The organism is Butyricimonas muris, assembly GCF_046365375.1.
Taxonomy (GTDB): domain Bacteria; phylum Bacteroidota; class Bacteroidia; order Bacteroidales; family Marinifilaceae; genus Butyricimonas; species Butyricimonas muris.
Window position 1 is genome coordinate 210,827 of sequence record NZ_JBKEIT010000002.1, and the last position, 25,076, is coordinate 235,902.

Consider the following 25,076-nt stretch of genomic DNA (forward strand, 5'->3'; position numbering starts at 1 on the left):
TTATAGATAAAATTGGTTTATGGATATATGGGTTCTTTCGTTTCTTGGGTTAGGAGTCAATTCTTCGAACTGAATTACCTCATAAGGAATTTGTAGTGTCCACGACGGGTCGCCGGCTTTGAGTTCATACGTGTACATCGTTGATTGAGTCTTCCAGTCACCCCATTCCGTGTAGGTGTTACGAATGGCTCCGGTGAAAGGTTTTTTCTCGCTCACGGTATATCGGCGAAGGTCAAACCAACGATGTCCCTCGAAGCATAATTCCCGCCGTCTTTCTGTACGAATTTCTTCTATCAAGTCTTCGCCGGACAAAGTTGTTGCGTCGAATGAATTCATTTCAACGCGGTGTTCACGCAAGTGGTCTAAAGCCTCGCGGGCTGCAGTTTCGTTGTTCCCTCCCATGCACGCGTATGCTTCTGCTAAATTCAACCAAGCTTCAGCGGTTCGGAACAAGAAATTATCCGATACATTGGCCGTGTATTGGTTTTCTTTTCTCACGTATTTGTTACAATACCAATATAAGTCCCTCCAATTTTCTTCATTGTTGCAAACAAAATGTTCTTTACGCAAGTCACCTTCTTTATAGCATGCTTTCAAATCTTCAGAGGCGCTAAGCCCTTTTTGTGCGGTCGTAATTATTGCTTGTATGCCATTTCCTCCCATGGAAAAGATGGTTTCGGGGGAGCTTGCCTCGGCAAAAGCTTTTGAACCGTCAAATGTGTTCAAATCAATTAAATCCGATTGTAAATCCAGACATAATTGAGCGTATTTGGCGGCTTCCGCCCAATTTTGCATATAAAGATAAACCCGGCTTTGTAACAGGCGTACGGCTGTCAAGTTAGCCCGATAGATAGATTTACGGGCAATGCCTTCCAAGTTTGTTGCCGCTTGTTCCAAATCTTGAATGATCAAGGAGTACACGGTTTCCAATGATTCACGGGGGAACATTTTATCTTCAATCACGGGACTGGTTTTCACGGGAACCCCTAAAGCGGTAGCCGCATTGGCAGGCTGATACGGTTGTCCGTACAAGTTCACGAGGGTGAAATAGTAAGCTGCCCGTAAGAAATAGGCTTCCCCGCGAATACGGGCCACGGCTTGTTTGTCCTCGTCTGTTTCCGCGGATTGTTTATCAATCTCGGAAAGTATCATGTTGGCAGTGTTGATATGTTTATATAATTTGTTCCAGTCTGTATCTTCTGCTTTTGTCGTCAATTTATCCGGGTTTAACCCGATCCGGTATTGCCAAGTAATGTATCCGAAAAATTGTTTTTGGAACAAGGAATAACTGGTTTGCCAATTAACGCTTTCGGTATTTTCTTGGGTTTCATCTGCCATCATATGGATGTACGGGTAATAAACTTTGTCTAAATTCATGTCATAATATTCGGTTGCCATGTAAGTTTCCCCGATCAATAACTCGTCCAAATCCGAGTAACCTCGCACGTAAGCTTGGTCTAATGAATACTCTTTCAAAAAATCCGAACAGGAAGTGAATAGTAACCAAAGCAAACCTGTTAAATAAATATATTTCATAATCTACTTTTTTTAAAATGAAACACTAAGACTTAATGACCAAGTCGGACGTTCTGACAATTGTGTTTCAGAGAATCCGCTCTGGATAGGAGTTTGTCCTTTCAATTTCTTTGATTTGATGTCAAACAAATTGGTTGTGGATAACGAGGCGGAGAGCATGGATATTCCCCACTTCTCTAATTTTTCTATCGGGAAATCATAGGTGAAACTCATGTTCGAGCATTTTAAATAGTTGCCGCTCACTACCCGATGATCCGAATTGTCATACATGGTCCATGCATTTTCAGCAATGATCTGAATGTTTTGATCTTGTAGGCCTAATGACCAATGTTGCGCGTATGCTCGACTTTCCGCGTCAGAACCGTTAATGATATTCGGGATATTCGTGTGTTTTTCATCACCCGGGGTACGCCAACGGTCTACCATTTCATAATTCACATTTCTTTCCGGGTCGAAATTCAAACCTTCGGGATATAAACCGAATAACCTGATCTTGGAGCCTAAACTGTAATTGAGGATAAAGTTCAGGCGGAAACTCTTGTAGCGCAATGTATTTGTTAGACTACCTTGCACTTTCGGGTCCCGTTGTCCGGAAGGTGTCAATACCATCGTGTACGTGTCGTATTTATTCAAGCCCACGAGTTCTTGTTTACGGTCTTGCATATCATCGAAAACAGGTCCTCCGTTACGCGGGTTCAAACCGATGAATTTGTATGACCAGAAAGTTCCTACCGCATGACCTTTCGTCAAGGCATTACCGGTTAAGAAGTCGTCCAATTCGTATTCGTTATCTCCCGGCAGGGTGTTCATTTCATTATACACTTTAGAGTAGGAAGCCGAGAGTGTCCATCGGAAATTGTCGTTGGAAATAGGGCTTACCGTGGCATCAATGCTGAATCCTTGGTTGTCAATGGTACCGGAATTAATCACGTATTCGCCGCGTCCGTTCACGCTTGAAATCTTTTTGGTCAAAAAGGCATCTTTCGTGTGCTTGTAATAATAGGAAGCATTCATTTGGACGGCATTTTTGAATAGAGCAAAGTCTAAACCGACATTGAAAGAACTTGTGCGTTCCCAACGTAAGTCCGGGTTGGGATAAATTGATACGTTCGATTCTAATTCATTGTAATGCGTGTTGAAGGGCAGTTTCTTTAGAATCATTTCCGGGGATTGACCGCTCAGCATGTTTCCTTGGTAACCGTAAGAAAGTCGTAAGGCCAAGTTGCTGACCCACGGGTTGTCCATATTGGTGTGTTCTGAAATATTGTAAGAACCGGAAACTGACCACACGGGAAGTAATTTTTCATTGCTTCTGCTTCCGAATTGATTGGAGCCATCAATACGCGTGTTGGCATTTAACGTGAAATAATTCTTGTAGCTGTATGATACGGAGAGATATCCGGAAATCATGTTTGTTAGATTGTCTGACACGCTTGGCAAGTTGTTTTGCAGCCATGACTTGTAATGCGTGAAGTCGTCTAAATTTATGGCTGTAAATTGTTTTCCTCTATCATTGTAATAACCCCTGTCCGTGCGCTCGAATCCTGCATATTTGGAGGAACTGACCTCGTATCCTAAGTTGGCGGTGATATTGTGTTGGTCGTCAGCCCCGAAATATTTACTAATGTCTGCTTGCAAACGTCCCGTGTAAGAGTTATTGCGCGTGTATGCTTTTTTTAATTCTCCCCCGTAAGGCATTTGATTCATAACATTAGGATCTTTACTGGAAATTTCTCCGTATTCCGATTTGCGCAAGGAAGCCGCGTACCAAGTTTGTTCACCCAAGTAACTCTCCTGTTCCGTGTTGGAAGTAGAGTAAGAGAATATGGCTTGGAATGACAGCCAGTTGGTTGCTTTGTAGCGTAAGTTTGCCGTCAACGTGATGGCCGAGTTATCCTGTTGGGAATAGCTATTATCCAGTTCGTTCAGGATATTGTAGTTATATAATTGTTGATAAGCATATTGACGCTTGTAATAGATATACCTTCCTTGATTGTCTAAGGCTGGGATAGCACGGCTCGTGGTGTAAGCGTAGTCGATGGGATTAATACTCTCTTCGCTATATTCCCGTTTTCCGACATTCGCGTTTAAGTTAAGGCTGGCTGTCACTTTGGGTGATATGGTGGCATCCACGTTCAAAGCGGCGGTGTAGCGTTCGTTGTTATTTCCTTTTATGACATCGTTGTCGATGGCGTACCCGATGGACGAGTAATAACGGATTTCCTCGCTTCCGCCGGAGATGCTGACCGTGTGCTGGTGGGAAAATGCATCTTCGGTTAATAAATCAAACCAGTCGGTATTCATGTTTTCCAGTTTGGCTACCTCGCTCGTGAATTGATCGTGGGTGATGGTGCCGTTGTATAAATTGTTCACGAGTCCCTCGTATCCGATTAAATTAACGTCCGTGGAATATACATGGTGTTTTTCTACCAAGTCTTTAGAGAATTCTACCCGTTGTTTGGAGTTCATCAAATGAATATTGTGGTCAGTGTACCGGGGACGGCGACGGTAGGTGGCAGAGAAATCGTAGCTTACCACGGGACGTCCTACTTGCCCTTTTTTCGTGGTAATCACGATTACCCCGTTTGCTGCTTTCACTCCGTAGATAGCCGTGGCGGAAGCATCTTTCAATATGTCGATACGGTCGATATCCCGGGGATTCAGTCCGGCGATAGCGTTACCGATGCGGTTGATATAATCCGGGTCGTTCAACTCTTCCGGGGCGATGGGCACCGGGTCTTGCACGATGATTCCATCCACCACCCATAGCGGCTCGCGGTTACCCACGAGTGTGGAGGTTCCCCTGATACGAATCTTCGGAACGACACCAACTTCTCCGGAGTTTGTCATCATCATCATGTCCGGCACGCGTCCTTGGAGCATTTGGTCGATAGACATGGCTCCGGCAATCATCACGTCCTTGGCTTTCACGCTCGAGATAGCGCTGGTCAGTTTTTTCTTGTCGATTACTTGGTAACCGGTGATGACAACCTCATCCATCTCGTTTACATCCATTTTCATCACGACATTCGTTACCTCTTTGGTGGCTGTGATCTCTTGGGTTTCCATCCCGATAAACGAGAAAATGAGTTGCACGCCTAATTTCGGAACTACTAGCGAATAGTTACCATTTGCGTCTGTGGCGGATCCGGTTGTTGTGCCTTTTACTAAAATGGTCACCCCCGGTAATGGTTCTCCCTTTTCATCCTTTACCGTTCCGGTTATTTTCTTACTTGTAACGGAAGGACGGGCGGCAATCACTATTGAGTTTTTTTCCAGCGTGTAGGAATATTTGTCTGCTAAAATGAATTGCAATGTTTCGTCCAGCGTCATTTGCAAACGCGGCAGATGTACCATTTTCTGTGCGTCGAACTGGTTTTCGTTATAGAATACGTCACATTTTAATTGTGTTGAAATTTCATCGAAAACTTGTTCAACAGTCATTTGTTGGCTTTTGAAATTTAGCTTGTCGCTAGGAGAGAGCGTACTCGCTTGTAGCGGGAGTATGCATAGAAGTACTACCACTATAGCCATAGCTGTTTTGAGATACTTTTTTTTCATTAATCTATTACTGTTTAAATGAATAAATATATATATTGCACTCTTTCTTGTCGGTTATTTATGACTAGGTTACCGTTTACGGATGGTGATAACATTATCTTTTATTTCAAAGCGAATGACTTTGGTTTCTTCCAGAAGAAATAGGGTTTCTTTTAGAGAACGGTCTTTGTCAATGACGCCTCTGAATTTCAAATCTTTGCAATCTTCATCTTGATATATGAAAGTGAAATCGTACCATCGTTCCAATTTCCGGGTAATATCTTCCATGCGGCAGTCTTTGAAATGAAGTTTTCCGTGTAACCAAGAGGTGTGTAATTTCACGTCTACTCGTTTTATTTCGGTTATACCTGTTGAATTGTTCGCGATGTATTGTTCTGACGGGTGTAACACATGCAATTTACCGTTATCCGATACGGATACTTTTCCCTCGACCAATGTGGTGCTCCAATTCGGGTCGTCGGAATATGAACTGATATTGAATTTCGTTCCCAGTACGGTGATTTGTCGATTTCCGGTGATGACTTTAAATGGAGCTTTTTCGTTTTTTGTAACCTCGAAATAAGCTTCTCCATCCAAGTACACGGTTCGGTCGTCTGCCGCAAATTGTACCGGGAATTGTAAAACGGATTCGGAATTGACAGCGACAAAAGTACCGTCCGGCAATTCAAACGAGAAATCAGCTCCTTTAGGTACGGCTAAACGATTATAACGAATTTCAAAAGAGTCTGGTCTTGAAACTTCGTTGCTTCGGTAAGTTAATTGGTTATTGACGCTATCCCGAGTGATGGATATTCCTAATTCTTCTTCGTGCAAATCATTTACGTCATCTAAATCAACACTTTTCCCGTTGGCTAAGGTTAATTCCACTTTAGTTTTTTGGGAAGTCAGTTGTGATTCATTCTGCACGAGAGATGTGGTGGTTTGGTGGTCTAATAGGTTGCTTACGAGTAGAATACCACCTAGGACAATTGAGGCACATGCCGCGTATCCCGACCACAAGAGGAAGATAGAATGTCTTTTCTTGTGAAAACTTCTCGCTTGTACTTTCTTCCAGCCGGCATCCTCGTCATATATCTTTTTTTTCTTCGAGTTGCACACTCTTTGTATCAGATAATCTAATTCGTTTTTCATGGCTTTACTTTTATGTCATCGAGGTCCACAACTACCCGAAAAGGGTGATTGAAAAAATGAAAAAAAATAAACTGGAATGAAAAAATATATTCGATGGTGGAATTAATGTGCTAGGGAAGAATAGGTAAATGCTTAATTTTTAATAAATAAGATAATGAGTAAGTGATAAAAGAGAGAGTAAAGACGTTCTACTCTCGTTGTTAAGACGTTTTACAAGCGTTCCCGAGCGTCTATAAAGCGTTTTTGAAAGAATTTGAAAGAAACAGGTTTTACTTCCTTCGCGGTGTATTATTGCCTTGTTTTACAGTTCTTTCTAAAATAGAGCCAAATAAACAAGGAGAGATTTTTGAAGTTTTGTGTTTTTTCTCGAATGATACGATAAGCTTTACTGACGTGTGTTTTTACCGTGTTCAATGAAATTTCCAATTCCTCTGCAATTTGCTTGTAGCTTTTTTTATCCATGAAACTCATTAAAAAAACGCTTTTGCATTGTGAAGGTAATTCGTCTATGGCTTGTTCAATTTTTTGCAATTTGGCAAGTTCATCTTCAGAAAATTCGGATTTTTCCAAGTATTCTATAAACTCGGTCAAGCGAGGCATATGGCGTTGTTCTAGGACTTGTGTTCGTATGATTTTTAAAGCCCCGTTTCGCACGGATTGGTACAAGTAAGATTTTAATGATGTTGTGATATTGATTCTTTGCCGATTTTCCCACAGGTAGACAAAAGCATCCTGTACAACATCTTCCGCTTTTTCGGCATCTCCCAAAATGCCCATACTATAATTGCACAATTCTTGATAATACTTGCGAAATAGTATCTCGAAAGAGTTTGAATCTCCTTCTACGATAGCTTTTAATATAGTATAATCAAGGTCTGTATTTCCGTGCATGAATCTTTTGAGGACTTTGTTATCAATCTATTTACAATGCAAATATATATAATGTCTTGAAATTTATAAATTGCATTTATAAATATAGGCGATAAAAATCCTTGTTGTTATTGAAAACCTGTTTAAGGTGTGGGGGGAAGAGGGCGTGTCAAAACACGCCCTCTAGTCTATAAAGTCTAAATGTCCATAAGGTCGTAAGGTCAAAAGTGCGGTGGTTTATACATCATTACGCTGAATATTATCGCGTTATTAAATCATGGACTTTATGGACTTTAAGAGCCGAAGGCTCGACTTTATGAACTTTATGGACCGGAGGTGTGTCAAAACACACCTCCTTATCTAGTCTTTTAGTACGCGTGGTGGTCATCCTGCACGTCTTGAATATCTATTTGTTTCTTGTTAAGGGCTCTCCATGCGTAGAAGATGTACGCGATCACGATGGGAGAAACCAAAGAAACGTATGCCATGGTCTTTAACGTGTAGTAGGAGGACGAGGCGTTATAGATAGTCAGCGAAGAGTTCAGGTCGGTGTACGAGGGGTAGAATGCCGTGTTGTTGAATCCTGCCACGATGAACAGGGCGATAACGGCAAGCACGATACCGATTCCGGAAAACCATATCCCTTTTCTCCAGTGAGGAGTGATGATGGATTTGATGATACCGAATAATACTCCGACAACCCCGAGCAACAACATGAGAGTATTCAAGGGCATTTCCAATAAATTGTGAAAATACTTGTATTGAACCAATTGGATGCTTTTATCTTCCATGATGGCGTATCCTTTGCCGGTCAGTATGATGCCGAGGAATACCAGTAATAGAATGACGAAAGGCACCGAGTTGTACAGGACTTGCTTTTTACTTCTCTCGTAGATGGCATCATGCTTGATGTTGTTCATGAAATAGAGGGATGCCAAAGTCCGGGCGAGAAAGAAAATAGCCAGTCCCAGGCAGATGTTGGCAAAATTGAATAATACCTCTATGCCTCGCCACTGGCTCATCCATGTAACGTCGTTCATCTCGCCTAATTTGAACGGGTTGCCCGTGAAGAAAGAGCCGACAACGGCACCGATACAAATAGTTCCAATCACACCATTGATAATCAGAAATACATTATAAGTACGTTCCCCGAGTAAGTTTCCGGCTTTTCGGCGGTACTCGTAGGAAACGGCTTGCATCACGAAACAGAACAATACGACCATCCACGCCAGATAAGCTCCACCGAAGCTCGTTGAATAGAACAGGGGGAAACTTGCAAAGAATGCCCCGCCGAACACGACTAATGTCGTGAATGTAAATTCCCATTTGCGCCCCAAGCTGTTGACAAGAACATTCCGTTCGTCTTCGGTCTTGGCAATGGTATATAGTAAGGTTTGTCCACCTTGCACGAAAAGCAAGAAAACCAGCAATCCGCCAAGTAATGATATCAAAATCCACCAGTAATGTTGAAGAAATTCCATATTCATTTACGATTTATGATTTACGATTTTAGATTTAAACTCCCTCCCGGCTTTGCCGTACTCCCTCTATAAAAAGAGGGAGAGCTTGGTTACTCTCCGTCTTCGGCTGGAATCACTGGAGGAGTTTACTTTCAATTTTACATTTTCAATTTTGCATTTTCAATTTTCAATTGTTTCGGGTCCTTTCTTGATCTGGTTGAACATGATCTTCAGTTCCGCGATGAGCAGGACGGTGAAGAGTACGGCGAACATCCAGAATGTGGTCATAACCCAAGTCGATGCAATTTTTGTCACGGCAACATTGGTAGGCATTAAATCTTGTACCACCCACGGTTGGCGTCCTACTTCAGCCACTATCCAACCGCATTGCGATGCGACGTATGCCATCGGGACACAGAATAATGCCAAGTAGGGGATGAACTTGAATTTCTCGAATTTTCTTTTCTTGGCGTACCACAAGGAGAGGGCGAATAATAATACAAAAAGCATTCCCAGTCCTACCATGATACGGAAACTGAAAAATACCAAAGGTATATGAGGTATGGCATCGTAGGGGGAATTAAGATAGCCATACCCGAAATCGGAGTAGTTGGCTTTAAATATCTGTAATGTGCTGTCGGCCATCGTGTGGTTATTCTCTTTTATGGCTTGCTTGTAAGTCTTCAATGCATCAATCGCGGTGCGACCGTTTGCCATGCGTTGTTCTAAAGAAGGATAGGTTACGCCGGATTGGGACGTGTAGCCGTCCAGAATATTCTGAATGCCCGGGATGTAGGCGTCAAAATCATGATAGCCGAGGAACGAGAGTACTTTGGGTACATGGATGGCGTATTCCATTTTCTTCATTCTATCTGTCGGCAAGGACGGATCGTTTACCGGGAGTCCGATAACGGTGAATGCGGCACCTCTGCCACCTTCATTCAAGCCTTCCATGGCGGCGAATTTCATGGGTTGAGTCTTTGTTACGTCTTGTGCGCTGCTGTCACCCGTGTAAATGGTTAAAATGATACTGATCAACCCGAACACCGAGGCGAGCATGATACTCTTGCGGGCAAATTCGAGGTGTCTTTTCTTGAGAATAAACCATGAACTGACACCTACCACGAAACAGGCGGAAAGCGTGTACGCGGAGGTTACCGTGTGAGTGAATTTGCTGATTGCCGTGGGCGAGAACAGTATTGCCCAAAAATCGTCCATTTCGTTACGGGCGGTAATCGGGTTGAATTCCATGCCGACGGGGTTTTGCATCCAAGCGTTGGCGACAAGAATCCATAGGGCTGAGATGTTCGCGCCGACGAATACCATCCACGTGGATACGAGATGGAAGCGTTTGCCGACTTTGTTCCAACCGAAGAACATCACTGCCACGAACGTGGATTCGAGGAAGAACGCGATAATACCCTCGATGGCCAACGGTGCCCCGAAGATATCGCCCACGAACCAAGAGTAATTCGACCAGTTCGTCCCGAACTGGAATTCGAGGATTAGTCCGGTGGCGACCCCGATAGCGAAGTTAATACCGAATAATTTCATCCAGAACTTGGTGGCTTTCAGCCAACTGTCGTCACCTGTCTTTACCCACATGGTTTCCATGACGGCGAGCATCAAGGCTAATCCCAGCGTGAGGGGAACAAACATGTAGTGGTAGATTGCTGTCATGGCGAATTGCCATCGTGACCACTCCACTAGAGTGGTGGTTGTCAGATCAAGAAGCATAATGTTAAGGTTTTGTTGTTAATTCTTTGAAAACGTGCTCACTTTTTGCCTCGGCACTGTCATAGTGGGAGTTGAGGTAGTTTGGCATCAACCAGAGTTTAAATACCAAAAACATGATACTCAGTTTAATAATGATGATAAGCCAAAGAGTACGTCCCCAGCGGGGCATATTCTTAAATCCGTCATAGTAAAGATACCAAGCCTTTTTTAACATACACGGCAGTTTTTATTGTTTATCTATGTAAGAACGTTACCAAAGGTATAAATGTTTTTTCTAAGTTCGATTTTTTTTTGCATAAATAATACTTATGCGTATATAGGATAAATTTATTTGTCTAATTTTGTTTCTACACGTGGGGGTAGTTTTAACCCGGTAATGTAAAATTGAATTATGAATAATGCAGGAAAATATTGTTTGGGGGGATTGGCGCTGTTGGCGGTTGGATTTTTATGTTGGTACTTTTCTTCGATTATCGCTTATATACTGGTGGCGGTCGTGCTCTCGTTTTTCGGGCATCCGATTATCGATCTTCTGGGGAAGATTGAAATAAAAGGTAAGCGCATACCGAACGGGTTGAGGGCGGGGATTGCTTTAGTTTGTATATGGTTTGTCTGTATTCTTTTCTTTTACACGGTGATACCGTTGGTTAGTCAGGAATTTCAGTCGTTAAGCGATATCAGTATCACGAATATCGTGAACAAGCTGGAAGACCCTTTGGCCGATTTGGAAGAGGGGTTGAAGCATTTCGGGATTATAGATGCCAATCAGGATGTAAAAGAGTATATCGTGAAGAATCTGAAATCCGTGGTGGACGTTACACAGATTAGAAATTTGTTCGGCTCTTTGGCGGGGACTATCAGCAGTATTTTTATCGCCCTTTTTTCGGTGACGTTTATGGCGTTCTTCTTTTTGAAGGACAGCAATCTTTTTTATAAGATGTTGTTGGCTGTTGTGCCAACACGTTATGGCGAGGGAGTGGGGAAAGCACTTGATTCTATACAGAAATTGCTGGTTCGTTACTTTATAGGGATTACTTTCGAGGTGTTGATTGTCATGGGTTTGAATATCATAGGTCTGACCATCATCGGGTTGCCGTTCAACAATGCCGTGCTGATAGGGTTGATGACCGGAATAACAAATGTAATCCCGTATATCGGACCGCTTATCGGTGCGGCCTTCGGGCTTTCGGTGGGAATTGCCACGAACGTGGACGTGGATTTCTACACGGTGGTATTTCCTTTACTGATTTATATGAGTATCGTGTTTATTATCACGCAATTGATTGATAATGTAATTTTGCAGCCCTTGATTTACGGGAATAGCGTGCATGCTCACCCGATGGAAATTTTTCTGGTGATATTAATCGCGGGAAACTTGGCCGGGATTCCGGGAATGATTCTTGCCATTCCGGGTTATACCGTATTGAGGGTAATATTGAGGGAGTTTTTTAATAAATATAAACTCGTGAAGTCACTCACGAAGAGTCTGGAATGAGTTCATAAGGTTTATAAAGTTCATAAAGTTTATAAAGTTACAGGTATTCTTCGGACAGAATTTAACGGCAACGAAAGTTGCCGTTATGACTTTATGAACCTTATAAACCTTACAAACTTTATAAACTAATCCAGCACCCCACGCGTACGGTCTTCAAAAGCGGAAAGTGCGGCTTTCGCTCCTTCGCCCATAGCTATGATAATTTGTTTGTAAGGTACCGAAGATACATCTCCTGCCGCGTATATGCCCGGAATGTTCGTGCGGCAATGCGCGTCAATCATTATTTCTCCGGGACGGTTGGTATCCACTACTTCACGGAACGCTCCACTATTCGGAACCAATCCGATTTGAACGAATATCCCATCCAAGGCGATTACTCTACTTTCTTCTGTCTCGCGGTCTTTCACTTGTATCCCGGTTACTTTTTCTCCATTCCCGATGATTCCCAAAGTTTGCGAGTTGGTGAATACTTCCACGTTCGACAGGCTCTTTACTTTTTCTTGTAGTACTTGGTCGGCTTTTAATTCCTCGAGGAATTCCAGAACTGTTACTTTTGAACAAATTCCCGCTAAATCAATTGCTGCTTCAATCCCCGAATTGCCCCCGCCGATAACGGCTACCTGTTTACCTTTATAGAAAGGTCCGTCGCAATGCGGGCAGAAGGCAACGCCTCTACCTGTATATTCTGCCTCACCCGTCACGTTTAATTTTCTCCAACTTGCTCCCGTGGCAATAATGACTGCCGGAGCAATGAATTTCTCCCCTTTTGCCGTGGATAATATTTTCTGATTCTTCTCGATTTCAACTTTCTCTATCCGGCGATGTTCCAACAGGTCTATCGGGTAGCGCTGAATATGTGTTCTAATGTTTTCGGCCAATAGGCTACCGGTTGTTTCGGGTACGGATATCAGGTTCTCGATACCCACGGTTTCTTTTACCTGCCCGCCTACGCGTTCAGCCACGATAGCTACATTCAACCCCTTGCGTGCCGAATAAATGGCTGCGGCTGCCCCCGCGGGTCCTCCGCCGACGACAATCACGTCATAGTGTTTTTCGGTGGTATCAATCGTGTCCTCGTTGCTACCGTATTGGTTTTCCAGTTTACTCAATAATTCCCCGAATTCTCCCCGTCCGACATGAATCAATTTCCCGTCGGCAAACACGGAAGGTACACCTTGTATATTTAAAGCCTCTACTTCAGCCTGATTGATTGCTCCGTCCACCATCTCGTGCGTGATTTGGTCATTCAACGTGGTCATGGCATTCAGAGCTTGAATGACATCCGGGCAGTTCGTGCAAGTCAGTGAAACGTAGGTTGTCAAGTGAATGGGGCCTTTCAAGGCTTTTACCCTGTTACAGGTGGTTTCATCCGGGAAGTTTTTGCCTTTGCCGTCCAGATTCATGATGGCGAGCAACAAAGAGGTGAACTCGTGTCCATTGGGAACACCCCGGAATTTTATACCTGTTTTTTCTTCGTTCTTTAAGATCGTGAACGCTAGCCCGTCTCCTTCCGTGAGTTTGCACGATATTTTATCGGAGCATTCGCTAACGTCGTTTAATATTTCCAAGAGTTCTTGGCGACTCTCGTGTTGAGGTGCAACAATGACATCAAACGTGTATGTTGCTTCCAATCCCTCGAAAATAGTTTTTAGCTGGTTCTTTAGTGTCGTATCTAGCATGTGATTCATTGTTAAAAAAAGCCGACGATGTGGTTTCGTCGGCTTTCGCGTGATTCTGTTAAATTTTACCGACTAAATCGATGCTTGGTTTTAGCGTGGTCGCACCTTTTTTCCATTTCGCGGGACATACTTCATTCGGGTGTTCTGCCACGAATAAAGCTGCTTCCACTTTTCGTAGTAATTCGTCCGCGTTGCGTCCGATATTGTTGTCGTGGATTTCAGCAATTTTGATTTTCCCTTCTGGGTTTACCACGAAAGTTCCGCGGTATGCCATTCCCTCTTCCTCAATCATTACGCCGAATGCGCGACTCAATACCCCGGTCGGGTCTGCAAGCATCGGGTAGTTGATTTTACGAATACTTTCAGAAGCATCGTGCCATGCTTTGTGTACGAAGTGTGAGTCTGTGCTCACGGAATAAACTTCTACTCCCATTTTCTGGAATTGCTCGTATTTCTCTGCCACGTCTACCAGTTCGGTCGGGCATACAAAAGTGAAGTCAGCGGGATAGAAGAAGAAAATAGCCCATTTCCCTTTTACGTCGTCGCTGCTTACAGTTTTGAAATTACCATTGTGAAAAGCTTGAACTTTGAATTCCGGAATTTGTGAATTGATAATTGGTTCCATTGTTTAGTGTGTTTATGATTGTTATTAATTTGTTTTCTCGATACAAAGATATATAGTTTTTCTTGATGTGTGTAATAAATCTAATTGAATTATTCTATATGCGTATAGGGAAAACTAATAATGTATTGATTATTTATGACTTTGAAATTTTGCAGTGGTAAATTTTGCGGCTGTAAAATTTGGCAATTTTGTTTGATTAAACTGATTGGAGGACAAATATGAAATTTTATAATAGAGAAAAAGAGTTCGTTGCGTTGGAAGTGGTGGCAAGGGAAGGGTAGTAAGGAACAAGATAAAATTGATATCGTGGGATTGTATGCGGAAGAAAGTGTTGTTCAAGTATGAAATAGAAAAACGTTTGTTTCCGATGGAAGATATGTGATGAGGGCGGCTTTCCTCTTCCATCACCCCTTGCTCGAACGAAAATTTTTGGCTATCCGTCGAGTAAGTAGGACCCCACTTATTCTGACGGCAATGGGAATATATACACGGAGCTTTATAGTGACCTTTACAAATTCGATGTTTCCGAACCGAACTGTCACTATAGAACAATACCTCCCGTGTGAGCAATGTCTAGGCTCTGGGAATTCCTGTGCGGAAATTATTATTAGATTTGTATCGAGGGGAAGGTATGTTTGTTGCAAAGAATTGTTGATTGATTAATTGAACGCAAGAAATGACAACGTTACAAAATGTATTGGAGAATGTGCATAACCTCACGGAGAGTAATGCTAGCGAGATTTTCGAGGATATTGCGAAACAGCTTTTTCGTGGATTTTGTATCAAACAAGGTAGTGTGGAATATCGTTTCCTCGAGGTAGAGTTTTATTATTTCAGTCCAGAGCATAAAGATGTTTTAGAGTTTGGTAATCGTCCTTTTGTTTATGCTCGTAATTGCAAAGTTTCGGGTACATTTTTCGTGCATGCTAGTGGTTTGGATATTTGTTTCACGGGGAGAGTGGATTCTGGTACAGAGAAATCACGTGGGGGAGGTATCCTAATTCGTTCTTTACTGCGAATTGACGAGGATGGTCTACGTACTGTGGTTACTGGTCCGTGGGATTGTATGGATGCTTTGATAAATTACACGAACGAGAGTAATTTTCCGAGAATTGTGAAATTGGAAAATATTGATAATGACGTGTGTGTGCAAAGTGCAGTACGTTGTAATGATAGAAGTATATTTAAAGAAAAGAAATATTGTTTTTACGATTTTCGTTATGTTGATCGTAAAAACGATTATTGGTCTGAGCAAATTGGTAAATTAAATCGATACGACCCGATAACGAAAGGGATAAAGAAGGAATATAGTGAGAAGCCTTGGAACCGAAAGAATAGGGTGTAATTGGACGATGTTTTTCACGAGAGGTGCGTTATTAGGATTATTTTTTTATTCTCTTCAAATTTTGATGAGAATAGTACCAATATTCAAATCAAGCGATTTGAACTAGTCAGTCATGTGGGTTTACGTCTGAGTATTTCAGACGTAAATCCCAGTTATTTTTAAATCAATGCGATTTCCAGTACTTCCCGGATGTGGTTGACGAAATGGAAGGTGATACCCGAAACGTATTCCTTTTTGATTTCGTCGATGTCTTTTTTGTTCTCGCAGCAGAGGATAATCTCTTTGATTCCGGCTCGCTTGGCGGCGAGAATTTTTTCACGGATGCCGCCTACCGGAAGGACTTTGCCGCGCAGGGTGATCTCTCCGGTCATGGCAAGAGCTTTTTTCACTTTTCGTCCGGTCAGTGATGATGCCAAGGAGGTCACCATGGTGATACCTGCCGAAGGACCGTCTTTGGGTACGGCGCCTGCCGGAACGTGAATGTGAATGTTATGTTCCTCTATTGCCGCGGGGTTGATGCCCAATTCTTCGGCGTGTGATTTAATATATTCCAATGCCAGCGTGGCTGATTCTTTCATTACGTCACCGAGGCTTCCGGTCATGGTTAATTGTCCTTTGCCTTTGCTGATACTCGATTCCACGTATAGAATTTCTCCGCCCACGGCAGTCCAAGCCAAGCCTGTCACAACACCCGGTAGTTCATTTCCTTGGTATTCTTCTCTGGTAAAGATAGGAGTTCCGAGGTATTCTTCCACGGTATCTTTTGTCGGTTGCACCGTGAAGCTGGGGTCTAAGGCCACGTTTTTAGCCACTTGGCGCATAATCTTAGCCAAGGTTTTGTCTAAACCGCGCACGCCGGATTCACGGGTGTATTTGTCGATAATATAGTTCAATATATCATCCGAGAATGTGATCTGTTCTGCTTTTAGCCCGTGATTTGCCAGTTGCTTCGGGATCAGGTGACGTTTGGCAATTTCGATCTTTTCTTCCATAAGATAGCCGCTGACCTCTATCATTTCCATACGATCTCTCAACGGGGGAGCGATCGTGGAGATGTCATTCGCCGTGGCGATGAACATGACTTTTGATAAATCATAATCGATATCCAAATAATTGTCATGAAAAGCCGTGTTCTGTTCGGGATCAAGTACTTCCAATAATGCAGACTGCGGATCTCCTCTGAAATCCTGTCCTACCTTGTCGATTTCGTCCAGAATAAACACGGGGTTCGAGGTCCCTGCTTTTTTGATACTTTGTATAATCCTACCCGGCATGGCACCGATGTATGTACGGCGGTGTCCCCGGATTTCGGATTCGTCATGCAAGCCGCCTAATGACATGCGAACGAATTCCCGGTTCAAGGCACGTGCAACCGATTTGCCGAGAGAGGTTTTACCTACACCCGGGGGACCGTACAGGCAGAGAATCGGGGATTTCATATCTCCTTTCAGTTTTAACACGGCAAGGTATTCCAGAATGCGCTCTTTCACCTTATCCAGCCCGTAGTGGTCGGCATCCAGTATTTCGGATGCTTTTTTCAAATCGAAATTGTCTTCCGAATAGTGCTCCCACGGCAACTCGGTCAATTCCTTCACGTAATTGAATTGCACTGAATAGTCCGGGGTTGACGGGTTCTGGCGTTTCAGTTTTTGGAGTTCCTTGCGGAATATTTCTTCCACGTTCTTCGGCCATTTTTTCTTTGATGCGGCCTCTTCCAGTTCTTGCAGGTCTTCATCCACGGGATTCGCGCCCAACTCGTTCTGGATAGTCTTCATCTGTTGATGAAGCAGGTATTCTCTTTGTTGTTTATCAAGGTCGACCTTGACCTTTTGTTGAATATCCTCTTTTAATTCCAGAACTTTGACTTGTTTACCCAGTAGTTCCAGTAATTTGTTTGCCCGTTCTTTCAATCTGTCGATTTCGAGCAATTCTTGTTTATCCCTGTAATCAATCTCTGTGTTTGAAGATATGAAATTGACAAGGAATAACATGCTCTCGATATTTTTCAAGGCGAAGCCTGCCTCGTTGGGAATATTGCTGGAAAATCTCACGATTTTCATTGCCATATCCTTTAGGGCTTCGGAAATGGCATTGTATTCCTGATCTTCCGTGTGTATTTTTTCCTCTTCTTTCACGATGATTTTACCCACGTGATAGGGTTCGTCATACAAGATGTCATCCAAATGGAAGCGTCTTTTCCCTTGGATAATAGCTGTGGTCGTTCCGTCGGGCATCTCTAGCAATCTTAGCACGGAAGCGACCGTACCTGTCGTGTACAGATCGGTTTGCTGCGGGTTTTCCGTGAGGATATCCTTTTGTGCGATGACACCGATTAATGCGCTTTGCTTGTAAGCGAAACGTACCAGTTTTAGCGATTTTTCCCTACCGATATTGATTGGGATAATTACCCCCGGAAACAACACGGTGTTCCGTAGTGGTAAAATTGGCAGAGTGTCAGGTATATTACTGTGATCGTTCAGCATCTCTTTCTCGTCACCCAGTATAGATAAATAATCCTGATTTTCCTCTGATAAATTATCTTGTAAAAAATCTTTTAAATCTATATTGCTCATTATAATCTCCTTATCTATTTGTAGTTGTTTCTTCGTGTGATTTGGTTTCTTTCGGGAGTCCCTTGATTAGCCTTGAATCGGAGGACTGCCATTTTGGCAAAAAATTCCTGAAAAATAAACCATTACTTAATAGGACAATTCCTATGCCAAAGATTTTTTGGTCGAAATAGGGTAAAAAAAGATGCAATTGTTACTTTTGCACATAAATATAAAACACAAATGAAAATAATTTTATTCGACGATAAAAGTTGGAGAACGTTGAGACCTCTTACTTTGACTCGTCCGGTATCTGAACTAAGGGTAGGGATTCTCACGATTCGAGAGAAGTGGGAAAAACGGTTAGGTGACAAGGTTGCATACCTGACCAAGGACTACCTGCAAGAAAAATACCCGTTGTCTGTGGAAGATGATAATTTGCTGATCAACGCGTCCGTGTGTCCGAACCCACGTTTGTTGGGTGAGATCGGTGGTCTGCAGCCGGGGGAAATGTTATTACAAGGCGATTGTGTAATCGCTTTGCGAGTGGATAAACGGGAGGTCGCAGCCTTTGATCCTGCCGGGTTACCGGGTTTAGTACGAAAGGAGTTCACGGGTGAATTTAATCGTGTGGAATATCCTTATCACGTGTTTTCACTGAACGGGCAAGAGTTGGAGATTGACTTCAAGTTATTGACCGAGGGACGGAAGAGTGCGCCGTTGGATAGTGGCGTGCGGGTATACGGGAAGTATCCTGTCTTCGTGGAGGAAGGTGCCGTTGTTCGCGGTGCCGTGATCAACACGGAAGGCGGTCCCGTGTATATCGGGAAGGACGCGGAAATCATGGAAGGAGTCCTCGTGAGAGGTCCTTTGGCCATGTGCGAACATGCGGTATTGACGATGGCGGCGAAAGTGTACGGTCCCACGACTTTAGGACCTTATTGCAAGTGCGGGGGTGAGGTAAATAACGTGGTTTTGCTCGCGTACTCCAACAAGGCTCATGATGGGTTCTTGGGTAATTCCGTGCTGGGGGAATGGTGTAATATCGGGGCGGGAACAAACAACTCGAACTTGAAGAATACCTACGTGGAGGTGAAGTTATGGGATTACGAAACGAGACGTTTCCGGAAAACCGGACTTCAGTTTTGTGGTCTGATTATGGGTGACCATGCCAAGTTGGGTATTTCTACAATGATTAATACCGGAACGGTGATCGGCGTGGGAGCTAACGTGTACGGGGCAGAATTTCCCCGTAATTTTATTCCCTCTTTTGCTTGGGGCGGTGCCTGTGGATTTACCGAACATATGATGCCTCAGTTTATCGCGACAGCCGAAGCCGTGATGAAACGTCGGAATAAAGTATTCGATGACGTGGATCGTCGGATTATCGAGCATGTGTTTGCTGATCCGGACAGATAAAATAAAAAAAGGAGATTCTGTGAATCTCCTTTTTTTATTTCTATTTCAGAAAGATTATTTCTTTCTGTTTTCCATGTGCGATTTGTAACGGTTCATGAACTTGTCAACACGTCCTGCAGTATCGATCAATTTGATCTTACCGGTATAGAACGGGTGAGAAGAGTTAGAAATTTCCATTTTTATCAATGGATATTCAACTCCGTCGATTTCGATAGTCTCCCTCGTTGCGGCGGTAGACTTGGTGATAGTAGTCATGCCATTAGACATATCTTTAAATACTACTAATCTGTAATTTTCAGGATGTATGCCCTTTTTCATCTCGTATATAATTTTTAAAATTGTTTCTACATTAACGGGCAGCAAAGATAGTCGATTCATTATAAATCACAAAGAAATTCAAGGACTTTTTTCGAGATGAGGTATTAAAACGTCATTTTTCCGTGAAGAGTACCGTTTGTTTGTATTTTTGGAAATAAAATGACGCCGGGGTTTACGCTTGTCAGCACGTACCTTCCGGCGTCGGGGAATGGATTATATCATTTTTGCGGGACCACTTCCTTCCTTAAGTTTTTCAGCAATTCTTCCCCCACGAAGCGCTCGAAGACTTCCGGTGTCGGGTTGTCTTTCTGCATCTTTAGAGCCGCGAGGTATTTTGCCTTGTCCTCGCCCGGAATGATAATCAAGGGTTCAAGGAACATCATCTGTATGTAGTTCATGAATAATAAAGCAACAGTGATGTTTGCCGCCCCGAAAGGCTTGATATGGGAAAAATAATAATGAAAGTCTGCTCCCAATTTTACGGTAAGTATATCATGAACGTTATTCAGTTTCTCGTTTGTTTCTTTACACAGGCTGTCCAGTTTGTCCGGTATTTGATCATAGTTTGCCGTGACGCCTTCTTCGTAGTATTCTTCACCTAAGCGGAAATCTCCCAAAGAGGTATCGTAACTGCCCACGGGAGTCGTTTCTTCTTTCCCGGTATGGTGCATTACTTTGGCACTGACCTCCCGAACGAAATCGGACGAAAGCCGCTTGCGCTGTTGGGCACATTTCATGAGGAAGAGAAAAGCGTTGCTCAAGTCTTTTATCCGTAGTACGGTTTCCCGCTCTACCTTGGGTGAAATCTCGATGTCATTCAAGATATTGAAAAAATCTTGTTTCTTTATATCCATCCCGTCCAGACGGGCAATCTCGTAAAGCAAGGTTTCCACTCTTCTTGGGGAATAACCTTTTGTTGCCAGTTTGGCTCTTCCGAGATATTCTTCTCTTGTTCTACATAGTTCTTGCCACATAATCGTTCATTTTTTCTATTTGGTACGTGGTATTTGTCGGTTTAGTTTTGTTTTTATATTTATTTGATAGATGAGATTATCTGTTGACAATACAGGGGTGGATATTGACAATAATATCGTATTTTTGTATGCTTGATTATGATTCACCAAGCGTATGCTGCTTAAAGAATAAAGTATGTTGAAGGATTTTACGGCAATAGATTTTGAAACGGCTAACCACCACCCGACGAGTGCTTGCTCTATCGGGATAGTCGTGGTGCGTGACGGTGTTATCGCGGATGAGTTTTCGCATTTGATAAAACCGGAACCGTTTTATTTTTACCGGAAATTTATCGGGATTCACGGCATTACCCCCGCGATGGTGGAAGACGCTCCTTCATTTTACGATTTGTGGGGAAAGATGGGGCGGTATTTTGACACGGAGGCGTTGGTTGCTCACAATGCCGGGTTTGATATGAGTGTTTTGAAGGCTTGTCTGGAGCGGTCGGACATCTATATCCCGATGCCCCAATCGTATTGCACGTGCCGACTCTCCCGAAAATTGGTAAAAGGTTTACCTAATTATAAACTGAACACGTTGTGCGAGCATTTCGGGATAGAACTGAATCACCACGAGGCATTGAGTGATGCCCGTGGTGCAGCTAAAATCATGATAGAACTCGGCCGTTTATAATCGGCTGATAATTTCCTTGAATATGGCTCCCATGCGTGGTTGGGCGTGGTTGCCCACGTCTTGTACTTCCGCGTGATTGGTGTCGAGTAAATCCGGAGTGGCGGTACTGTTCGTGATGACGGACATGCCGAAACATTCCATCCCCATGTGGCGTGCCACGATGATTTCCGGTACGGTAGACATTCCCACGGCATCCCCGCCTATAATGCGAATCCAATTGTACTCCGCCGGGGTTTCGAACGAGGGACCTTGCAGTCCGGCGTAGACGCCTTTCCATAATTTGATATCCAGTTTTTTCCCGGCTTCCTCGGCGAGCTCGATCAGGCGGGTACTGTATGCTTCCGCCATGCTTGGAAACCGGGGACCCAATTCGTCGATATTCTTACCCCTGAGCGGGTGTTCGGGAAAGAGGTTGATATGATCCCGGATGATCATAAGGTCGCCCGCGAGATAACTCGTGTTCACGCCCCCGGCAGCATTCGACACGAACAATCTCTTTACACCCAAGGCGTGCATGACTCTCACGGGGAAGGTTACTTCTTGCATGGAATAGCCCTCGTAATAATGGAAACGTCCTTGCATGGCGATCACTTTCTTGCCCCCGAATGTTCCGATAAGCAATTGTCCCCGGTGTCCCTGTACCGTGGATACGGGGAAATGAGGGATGGCCATGTAAGGAATGGCGTGTTCTATTTCGATGGATTTCCCGAGTTCTCCCAATCCGGTACCCAAGATAATCCCGATCGTGTGTTCTCCTTTGATATAAGGTGCCAAGTATCGGCTACTTTCTTTTATCTTGTCTAACATAGTTGTATATATTTTTAATGAGTTGGTCTTGTGATGTCAGAAATTCCGGTTCGATGGGAACATAGAATATCCGTTGTCTGATTTCATCCGGGATATTACTCAAGGCTAACCGCACGGCATCTTTTTCTGTCGTGAAGATGTATTTGTTCGGGGTGCTGATTTTGTCGTATTCCTGAATGATACGGTGAATATCCCCGTCCCGGTAATTGTGGTGGTCGGGGAAAGCGATTTGGTGTATTTGTTTGGTTAATTTTTCAAGATACTCGATGTAAGGAGCCGGTTGGGCGATTCCCGTTACACACAGGATAGCGCTGTCCGGGGTAATGGAGCAACGGCTGGTTTTATCCAGCGGGGTGATGTCCCCGTATTTCATCGTGGTGAACAGCAATTGCTGGTAAGCCATCAAGTTCAAGTGTTTCAAAATAATCCGCTTCTCGATGGGAGAAATGTTAGGCGGACATTTTGTCACGATCACGTAGTTTGCCCTGTCTTTGGCGCTTGCTTTCTCTCTGAGGCGTCCCAAGGGCAGGAGGTGGTCTTCGTATATCGGGCGGTTGTAGTCGATCAACAAAATATTGATATCCGCTTTCACGTACCGGTGTTGAAAACCATCATCCAGAACGATAACATCCGGTTTCTCCGGCAATTGCATCAGTTTCTTGATGCCTCTCACCCGGTTGGCATCAACGGCGACCGTGATATCCGGGAATTTGTTTTTTATTTGCATGGGCTCGTCACCGATTTCGCTGGCAGTCGATGTCTCCGTTGCCAGCACGAAACCGGACGTTTTACGTTTATAGCCCCGGCTCAGGCAAGCTACCCGGTAGTCGTTTTTCAGCACGTTGATTAAGGCTTCCGTGTGGGGAGTCTTGCCTGTACCGCCCACGGTGATATTTCCAACGCAGATGATGGGAATATCAAATTCGTGAGACTCCAGTATACCTAGGTTAAATAGTCTGTTTCTGACGCTGACACCTAGACCGTACAGGACGCTTAATGGCCATAAAGTAAGATATTTGAGCACCATGTTCTACATTCGCTTTAGTTAAAAGTGAGATCGTAAGGTATTCTGGCTACCATACCGTTTATTTTTAGTAATTCTTTTTGACTCCGGTATATATCATAGAAATCGCCCAACTCTTCTTTGACAATCTTTGCTTTTACCGTTTCGGTAAGGTTGGACAGGATATCTTCAAGCGGGTTGCGCTCCGTCGGGAGTTCCGTGATCTGGTATTCCGTCAGACCGGCTTTCGCGGCGGCAATCCGAATGGCGTCGTTCAATCCGCCCAGCACGTCAACCAATCCGATTTTTAAGGCGTCCTCTCCGGTCCATACGCGCCCTTGAGCGATCTCGTTCACTTCCTCTTTCGTCATGTGGCGTCCTTGGCTAACCCGGTCGAGGAATGTATCATACCCCCGGTTGATGTAGTTTTGCATCACGTTTCTCTCGTAGGCGGTCATCGGTCTGTCGCTGATTGGAATAGGTAACGGATAACCACCGCCGAAATCGCTGTGGTCGTTGGTTTTTACCACGTCGGAATTGATACCTAATTTGTCCTTTATCAATTTCTCCCCGCTAAACAGCAACCCGAATATCCCGATGGAACCGGTTAATGTCGTGGGATCGGCAACGATCGTATCGGCAGCACAGGAGATGTAATACCCGCCGGAAGCGGCAACATTTCCCATCGACGCGATGAGCGGTTTCTCTTGGGCGGCAAGCTGAACTTCTTTCCAGATGATATCGGATGTCAAGGCGCTTCCCCCCGGTGAGTTTACACGTAGTACGATAGCCTTTATATTTTTATTTTCCCGGGCCTTGCGTATGGTTTGCGCTAATTCCGGTCCAATGCTTGTAGCTGACTGTTGGAAACCGATATCCCCTTGCGCGTAGATAACGGCAATCTTGTCTTTGGCAAGGTTAATGGTCGGGAGCACGGCTCTTTGATATTTATCGAGCGTGATCATGGATAATTGGGTAGAGTCCGGAATGCCACAAGCCGCGTTCAATTTGCGGAGCATTTCGTATTCGTAGAGAGTACCGTCGAAGAAGCCTTCTTTCACGAATTCCCCGGCAGGATATACTTGAAACTCGTTTGTCAGTCGAGTGATTTTCTCTACCGGTATATTACGGGTTACTGAGATTCCCTTGATGATATTTCCCCAGAGAGAATTTAAGTAGGTTTGCACTTGTTCACGGTTGGCGTCGCTCATGTGATCTTGCAGGAAAGGCTCTACTGCCGATTTGAATTTTCCCACACGGATAACTTCCGGCTCTACGCCGATTTTCTTCAACAGATCCTTGTAGAACGATACGTTGGCGGACATTCCCGTGAGTAATAACGGGGTTTCCGGGTTCACGAATATACTGTCGGCAACGGTTGCCAGATAGTAACTTTTCTGGTCGTATCCCAAGTTCGAGTAGCTATAAATAAATTTTCCGCTTTCTTTGAATTTCAATAGCGCGTCCCGAATCTCATCAATCGTGGCGAGTGCCCCGAAGTTGGATTTTATTTCCGTCAAGTCAAGATAGATTCCCTTAATTCGGTCGTCTTTCCCGGCTTGTTCGATGTATTTCAGTATTTTATTTAACCCGGTTTGTTTGTTCATGGATAAAGACATGATATTCAGATTTTCTAACGGGTTATCGGAAGCTCTGTCCGGTATTGGATCGCTGAAGGATAATTTCAGAACAGAATTATCCGTGACAGTAACACTTTTGCTGCCGGCAAAACTGATGAGGCTGACAGAACTGATGAACATTACCATACAGATAATGAGCATGAATATGTTCACGATAAATACGCCGATGACGGTCGCTAATAGATACTTTAGAAAGCTTTTCATAATGTAATTTTAGTCGTTAATTATTTATTATACAATAAACGAGTTAGCTT

19 protein-coding genes are annotated in these 25,076 nt (G+C 43.7%); 4 read left to right on the forward strand and 15 right to left on the reverse strand.

The window, feature by feature from the left end; all coding sequences use genetic code 11:
* From ACK8P8_RS03875 to ACK8P8_RS03905, 7 genes are all read right to left on the reverse strand, one after another.
* The gene (locus ACK8P8_RS03875) at window positions 1-1,536 is read right to left on the reverse strand and encodes a RagB/SusD family nutrient uptake outer membrane protein (RefSeq protein WP_369859359.1); all 1,536 of its coding nucleotides are present in this window, start codon (window positions 1,534-1,536) and stop codon (window positions 1-3) included.
* A gap of 12 nt (window positions 1,537-1,548) precedes the next feature.
* A complete protein-coding gene (locus ACK8P8_RS03880; protein ID WP_369859358.1) occupies window positions 1,549-5,097 on the reverse strand; it encodes a SusC/RagA family TonB-linked outer membrane protein in 3,549 nt (1,182 codons plus the stop codon).
* A 69-nt stretch (window positions 5,098-5,166) separates the two neighbouring features.
* A complete protein-coding gene (locus ACK8P8_RS03885) occupies window positions 5,167-6,228 on the reverse strand; it encodes a FecR family protein (protein WP_369859357.1) in 1,062 nt (353 codons plus the stop codon).
* A 288-nt stretch (window positions 6,229-6,516) separates the two neighbouring features.
* On the reverse strand, window positions 6,517-7,119 hold the full coding sequence (locus ACK8P8_RS03890; protein ID WP_227216304.1) for an RNA polymerase sigma-70 factor: 603 nt from the start codon (window positions 7,117-7,119) through the stop codon (window positions 6,517-6,519).
* Between the two features lie 347 nt (window positions 7,120-7,466).
* On the reverse strand, window positions 7,467-8,585 hold the full coding sequence (gene cydB, locus ACK8P8_RS03895) for a cytochrome d ubiquinol oxidase subunit II (protein ID WP_410025554.1): 1,119 nt from the start codon (window positions 8,583-8,585) through the stop codon (window positions 7,467-7,469).
* 153 nt (window positions 8,586-8,738) lie between these two features.
* On the reverse strand, window positions 8,739-10,295 hold the full coding sequence (locus tag ACK8P8_RS03900; protein WP_099290629.1) for a cytochrome ubiquinol oxidase subunit I: 1,557 nt from the start codon (window positions 10,293-10,295) through the stop codon (window positions 8,739-8,741).
* A 4-nt stretch (window positions 10,296-10,299) separates the two neighbouring features.
* On the reverse strand, window positions 10,300-10,509 hold the full coding sequence (locus tag ACK8P8_RS03905) for a DUF4492 domain-containing protein (RefSeq protein ID WP_099290628.1): 210 nt from the start codon (window positions 10,507-10,509) through the stop codon (window positions 10,300-10,302).
* 177 nt (window positions 10,510-10,686) lie between these two features.
* Between ACK8P8_RS03905 and ACK8P8_RS03910 the strand changes: the two genes are divergently transcribed.
* Complete coding sequence (locus ACK8P8_RS03910; protein ID WP_186976885.1) at window positions 10,687-11,790, forward strand: AI-2E family transporter; 1,104 nt, start codon at window positions 10,687-10,689, stop codon at window positions 11,788-11,790.
* Between the two features lie 125 nt (window positions 11,791-11,915).
* Here the strand turns inward: ACK8P8_RS03910 and ahpF are convergent, their stop codons facing one another.
* Window positions 11,916-13,469 (reverse strand): alkyl hydroperoxide reductase subunit F, encoded by a 1,554-nt coding sequence (gene ahpF / locus ACK8P8_RS03915; protein ID WP_369859354.1) that lies wholly within the window; start codon window positions 13,467-13,469, stop codon window positions 11,916-11,918.
* Between the two features lie 58 nt (window positions 13,470-13,527).
* Window positions 13,528-14,094, reverse strand: a complete 567-nt coding sequence (gene ahpC, locus ACK8P8_RS03920; protein WP_099290625.1) for an alkyl hydroperoxide reductase subunit C — start codon at window positions 14,092-14,094, stop codon at window positions 13,528-13,530.
* Between the two features lie 676 nt (window positions 14,095-14,770).
* Here ahpC and ACK8P8_RS03925 point away from each other — a divergent pair.
* Entirely contained in the window at window positions 14,771-15,439 is a 669-nt protein-coding gene (locus ACK8P8_RS03925) for a hypothetical protein (RefSeq protein ID WP_099290624.1), read from the forward strand.
* Between the two features lie 158 nt (window positions 15,440-15,597).
* Here ACK8P8_RS03925 and lon read toward each other — a convergent pair whose 3' ends face one another.
* Window positions 15,598-18,012 carry an endopeptidase La gene (gene lon / locus ACK8P8_RS03930; RefSeq protein ID WP_099290623.1) on the reverse strand — a complete coding sequence of 805 codons (2,415 nt, stop codon included), beginning with the start codon at window positions 18,010-18,012 and terminating at the stop codon, window positions 15,598-15,600.
* Between the two features lie 219 nt (window positions 18,013-18,231).
* Between lon and ACK8P8_RS03935 the strand changes: the two genes are divergently transcribed.
* Window positions 18,232-19,407, forward strand: coding sequence for a GlmU family protein (locus ACK8P8_RS03935; RefSeq protein WP_369859353.1), 1,176 nt, complete (start codon window positions 18,232-18,234; stop codon window positions 19,405-19,407).
* 54 nt (window positions 19,408-19,461) lie between these two features.
* On the opposite strand, the gene ACK8P8_RS03940 is transcribed toward ACK8P8_RS03935, so the two are convergent.
* Together ACK8P8_RS03940 and ACK8P8_RS03945 are read right to left on the reverse strand one after the other, a co-directional pair.
* Window positions 19,462-19,725: a type B 50S ribosomal protein L31 gene (locus ACK8P8_RS03940; RefSeq protein ID WP_099290812.1), complete on the reverse strand. Its 264-nt coding sequence runs from the start codon at window positions 19,723-19,725 to the stop codon at window positions 19,462-19,464.
* Window positions 19,726-19,943: 218 nt separating this feature from the next.
* Window positions 19,944-20,699, reverse strand: a complete 756-nt coding sequence (locus ACK8P8_RS03945) for a Fic family protein (RefSeq protein ID WP_099290621.1) — start codon at window positions 20,697-20,699, stop codon at window positions 19,944-19,946.
* A 175-nt stretch (window positions 20,700-20,874) separates the two neighbouring features.
* Between ACK8P8_RS03945 and ACK8P8_RS03950 the strand changes: the two genes are divergently transcribed.
* Complete coding sequence (locus tag ACK8P8_RS03950) at window positions 20,875-21,372, forward strand: 3'-5' exonuclease (RefSeq protein ID WP_099290620.1); 498 nt, start codon at window positions 20,875-20,877, stop codon at window positions 21,370-21,372.
* Here the strand turns inward: ACK8P8_RS03950 and ACK8P8_RS03955 are convergent.
* The 3 genes from ACK8P8_RS03955 to sppA are packed head-to-tail and all read right to left on the reverse strand — an operon-like array spanning window position 21,367 to window position 25,026.
* A complete protein-coding gene (locus ACK8P8_RS03955) occupies window positions 21,367-22,179 on the reverse strand; it encodes a purine-nucleoside phosphorylase (protein WP_369859352.1) in 813 nt (270 codons plus the stop codon). The two genes, ACK8P8_RS03950 and ACK8P8_RS03955, sit on opposite strands and share 6 nt — an antisense overlap.
* The gene (lpxK, locus tag ACK8P8_RS03960; protein WP_369859351.1) at window positions 22,154-23,206 is read right to left on the reverse strand and encodes a tetraacyldisaccharide 4'-kinase; all 1,053 of its coding nucleotides are present in this window, start codon (window positions 23,204-23,206) and stop codon (window positions 22,154-22,156) included. The genes ACK8P8_RS03955 and lpxK overlap by 26 nt, the downstream gene beginning before the upstream one ends.
* Before the next feature lie 14 nt (window positions 23,207-23,220).
* Complete coding sequence (gene sppA, locus ACK8P8_RS03965; protein WP_369859350.1) at window positions 23,221-25,026, reverse strand: signal peptide peptidase SppA; 1,806 nt, start codon at window positions 25,024-25,026, stop codon at window positions 23,221-23,223.
* Between the last annotated feature and the right edge of the window lie 50 nt (window positions 25,027-25,076).

What these genes read in the sequence shown, in the direction of transcription:
- ACK8P8_RS03875 (WP_369859359.1), bottom strand. Translation starts at nt 1,536, where the DNA reads ATGAAATATATTTATTTAACAGGTTTGCTTTGGTTACTATTCACTTCC.
- ACK8P8_RS03880 (WP_369859358.1), bottom strand. Translation starts at nt 5,097, where the DNA reads ATGAAAAAAAAGTATCTCAAAACAGCTATGGCTATAGTGGTAGTACTT.
- ACK8P8_RS03885 (WP_369859357.1), bottom strand. Translation starts at nt 6,228, where the DNA reads ATGAAAAACGAATTAGATTATCTGATACAAAGAGTGTGCAACTCGAAG.
- ACK8P8_RS03890 (WP_227216304.1), bottom strand. Translation starts at nt 7,119, where the DNA reads ATGCACGGAAATACAGACCTTGATTATACTATATTAAAAGCTATCGTA.
- cydB (WP_410025554.1), bottom strand. Translation starts at nt 8,585, where the DNA reads ATGAATATGGAATTTCTTCAACATTACTGGTGGATTTTGATATCATTA.
- ACK8P8_RS03900 (WP_099290629.1), bottom strand. Translation starts at nt 10,295, where the DNA reads ATGCTTCTTGATCTGACAACCACCACTCTAGTGGAGTGGTCACGATGG.
- ACK8P8_RS03905 (WP_099290628.1), bottom strand. Translation starts at nt 10,509, where the DNA reads ATGTTAAAAAAGGCTTGGTATCTTTACTATGACGGATTTAAGAATATG.
- ACK8P8_RS03910 (WP_186976885.1), top strand. Translation starts at nt 10,687, where the DNA reads ATGAATAATGCAGGAAAATATTGTTTGGGGGGATTGGCGCTGTTGGCG.
- ahpF (WP_369859354.1), bottom strand. Translation starts at nt 13,469, where the DNA reads ATGCTAGATACGACACTAAAGAACCAGCTAAAAACTATTTTCGAGGGA.
- ahpC (WP_099290625.1), bottom strand. Translation starts at nt 14,094, where the DNA reads ATGGAACCAATTATCAATTCACAAATTCCGGAATTCAAAGTTCAAGCT.
- ACK8P8_RS03925 (WP_099290624.1), top strand. Translation starts at nt 14,771, where the DNA reads ATGACAACGTTACAAAATGTATTGGAGAATGTGCATAACCTCACGGAG.
- lon (WP_099290623.1), bottom strand. Translation starts at nt 18,012, where the DNA reads ATGAGCAATATAGATTTAAAAGATTTTTTACAAGATAATTTATCAGAG.
- ACK8P8_RS03935 (WP_369859353.1), top strand. Translation starts at nt 18,232, where the DNA reads ATGAAAATAATTTTATTCGACGATAAAAGTTGGAGAACGTTGAGACCT.
- ACK8P8_RS03940 (WP_099290812.1), bottom strand. Translation starts at nt 19,725, where the DNA reads ATGAAAAAGGGCATACATCCTGAAAATTACAGATTAGTAGTATTTAAA.
- ACK8P8_RS03945 (WP_099290621.1), bottom strand. Translation starts at nt 20,699, where the DNA reads ATGTGGCAAGAACTATGTAGAACAAGAGAAGAATATCTCGGAAGAGCC.
- ACK8P8_RS03950 (WP_099290620.1), top strand. Translation starts at nt 20,875, where the DNA reads ATGTTGAAGGATTTTACGGCAATAGATTTTGAAACGGCTAACCACCAC.
- ACK8P8_RS03955 (WP_369859352.1), bottom strand. Translation starts at nt 22,179, where the DNA reads ATGTTAGACAAGATAAAAGAAAGTAGCCGATACTTGGCACCTTATATC.
- lpxK (WP_369859351.1), bottom strand. Translation starts at nt 23,206, where the DNA reads ATGGTGCTCAAATATCTTACTTTATGGCCATTAAGCGTCCTGTACGGT.
- sppA (WP_369859350.1), bottom strand. Translation starts at nt 25,026, where the DNA reads ATGAAAAGCTTTCTAAAGTATCTATTAGCGACCGTCATCGGCGTATTT.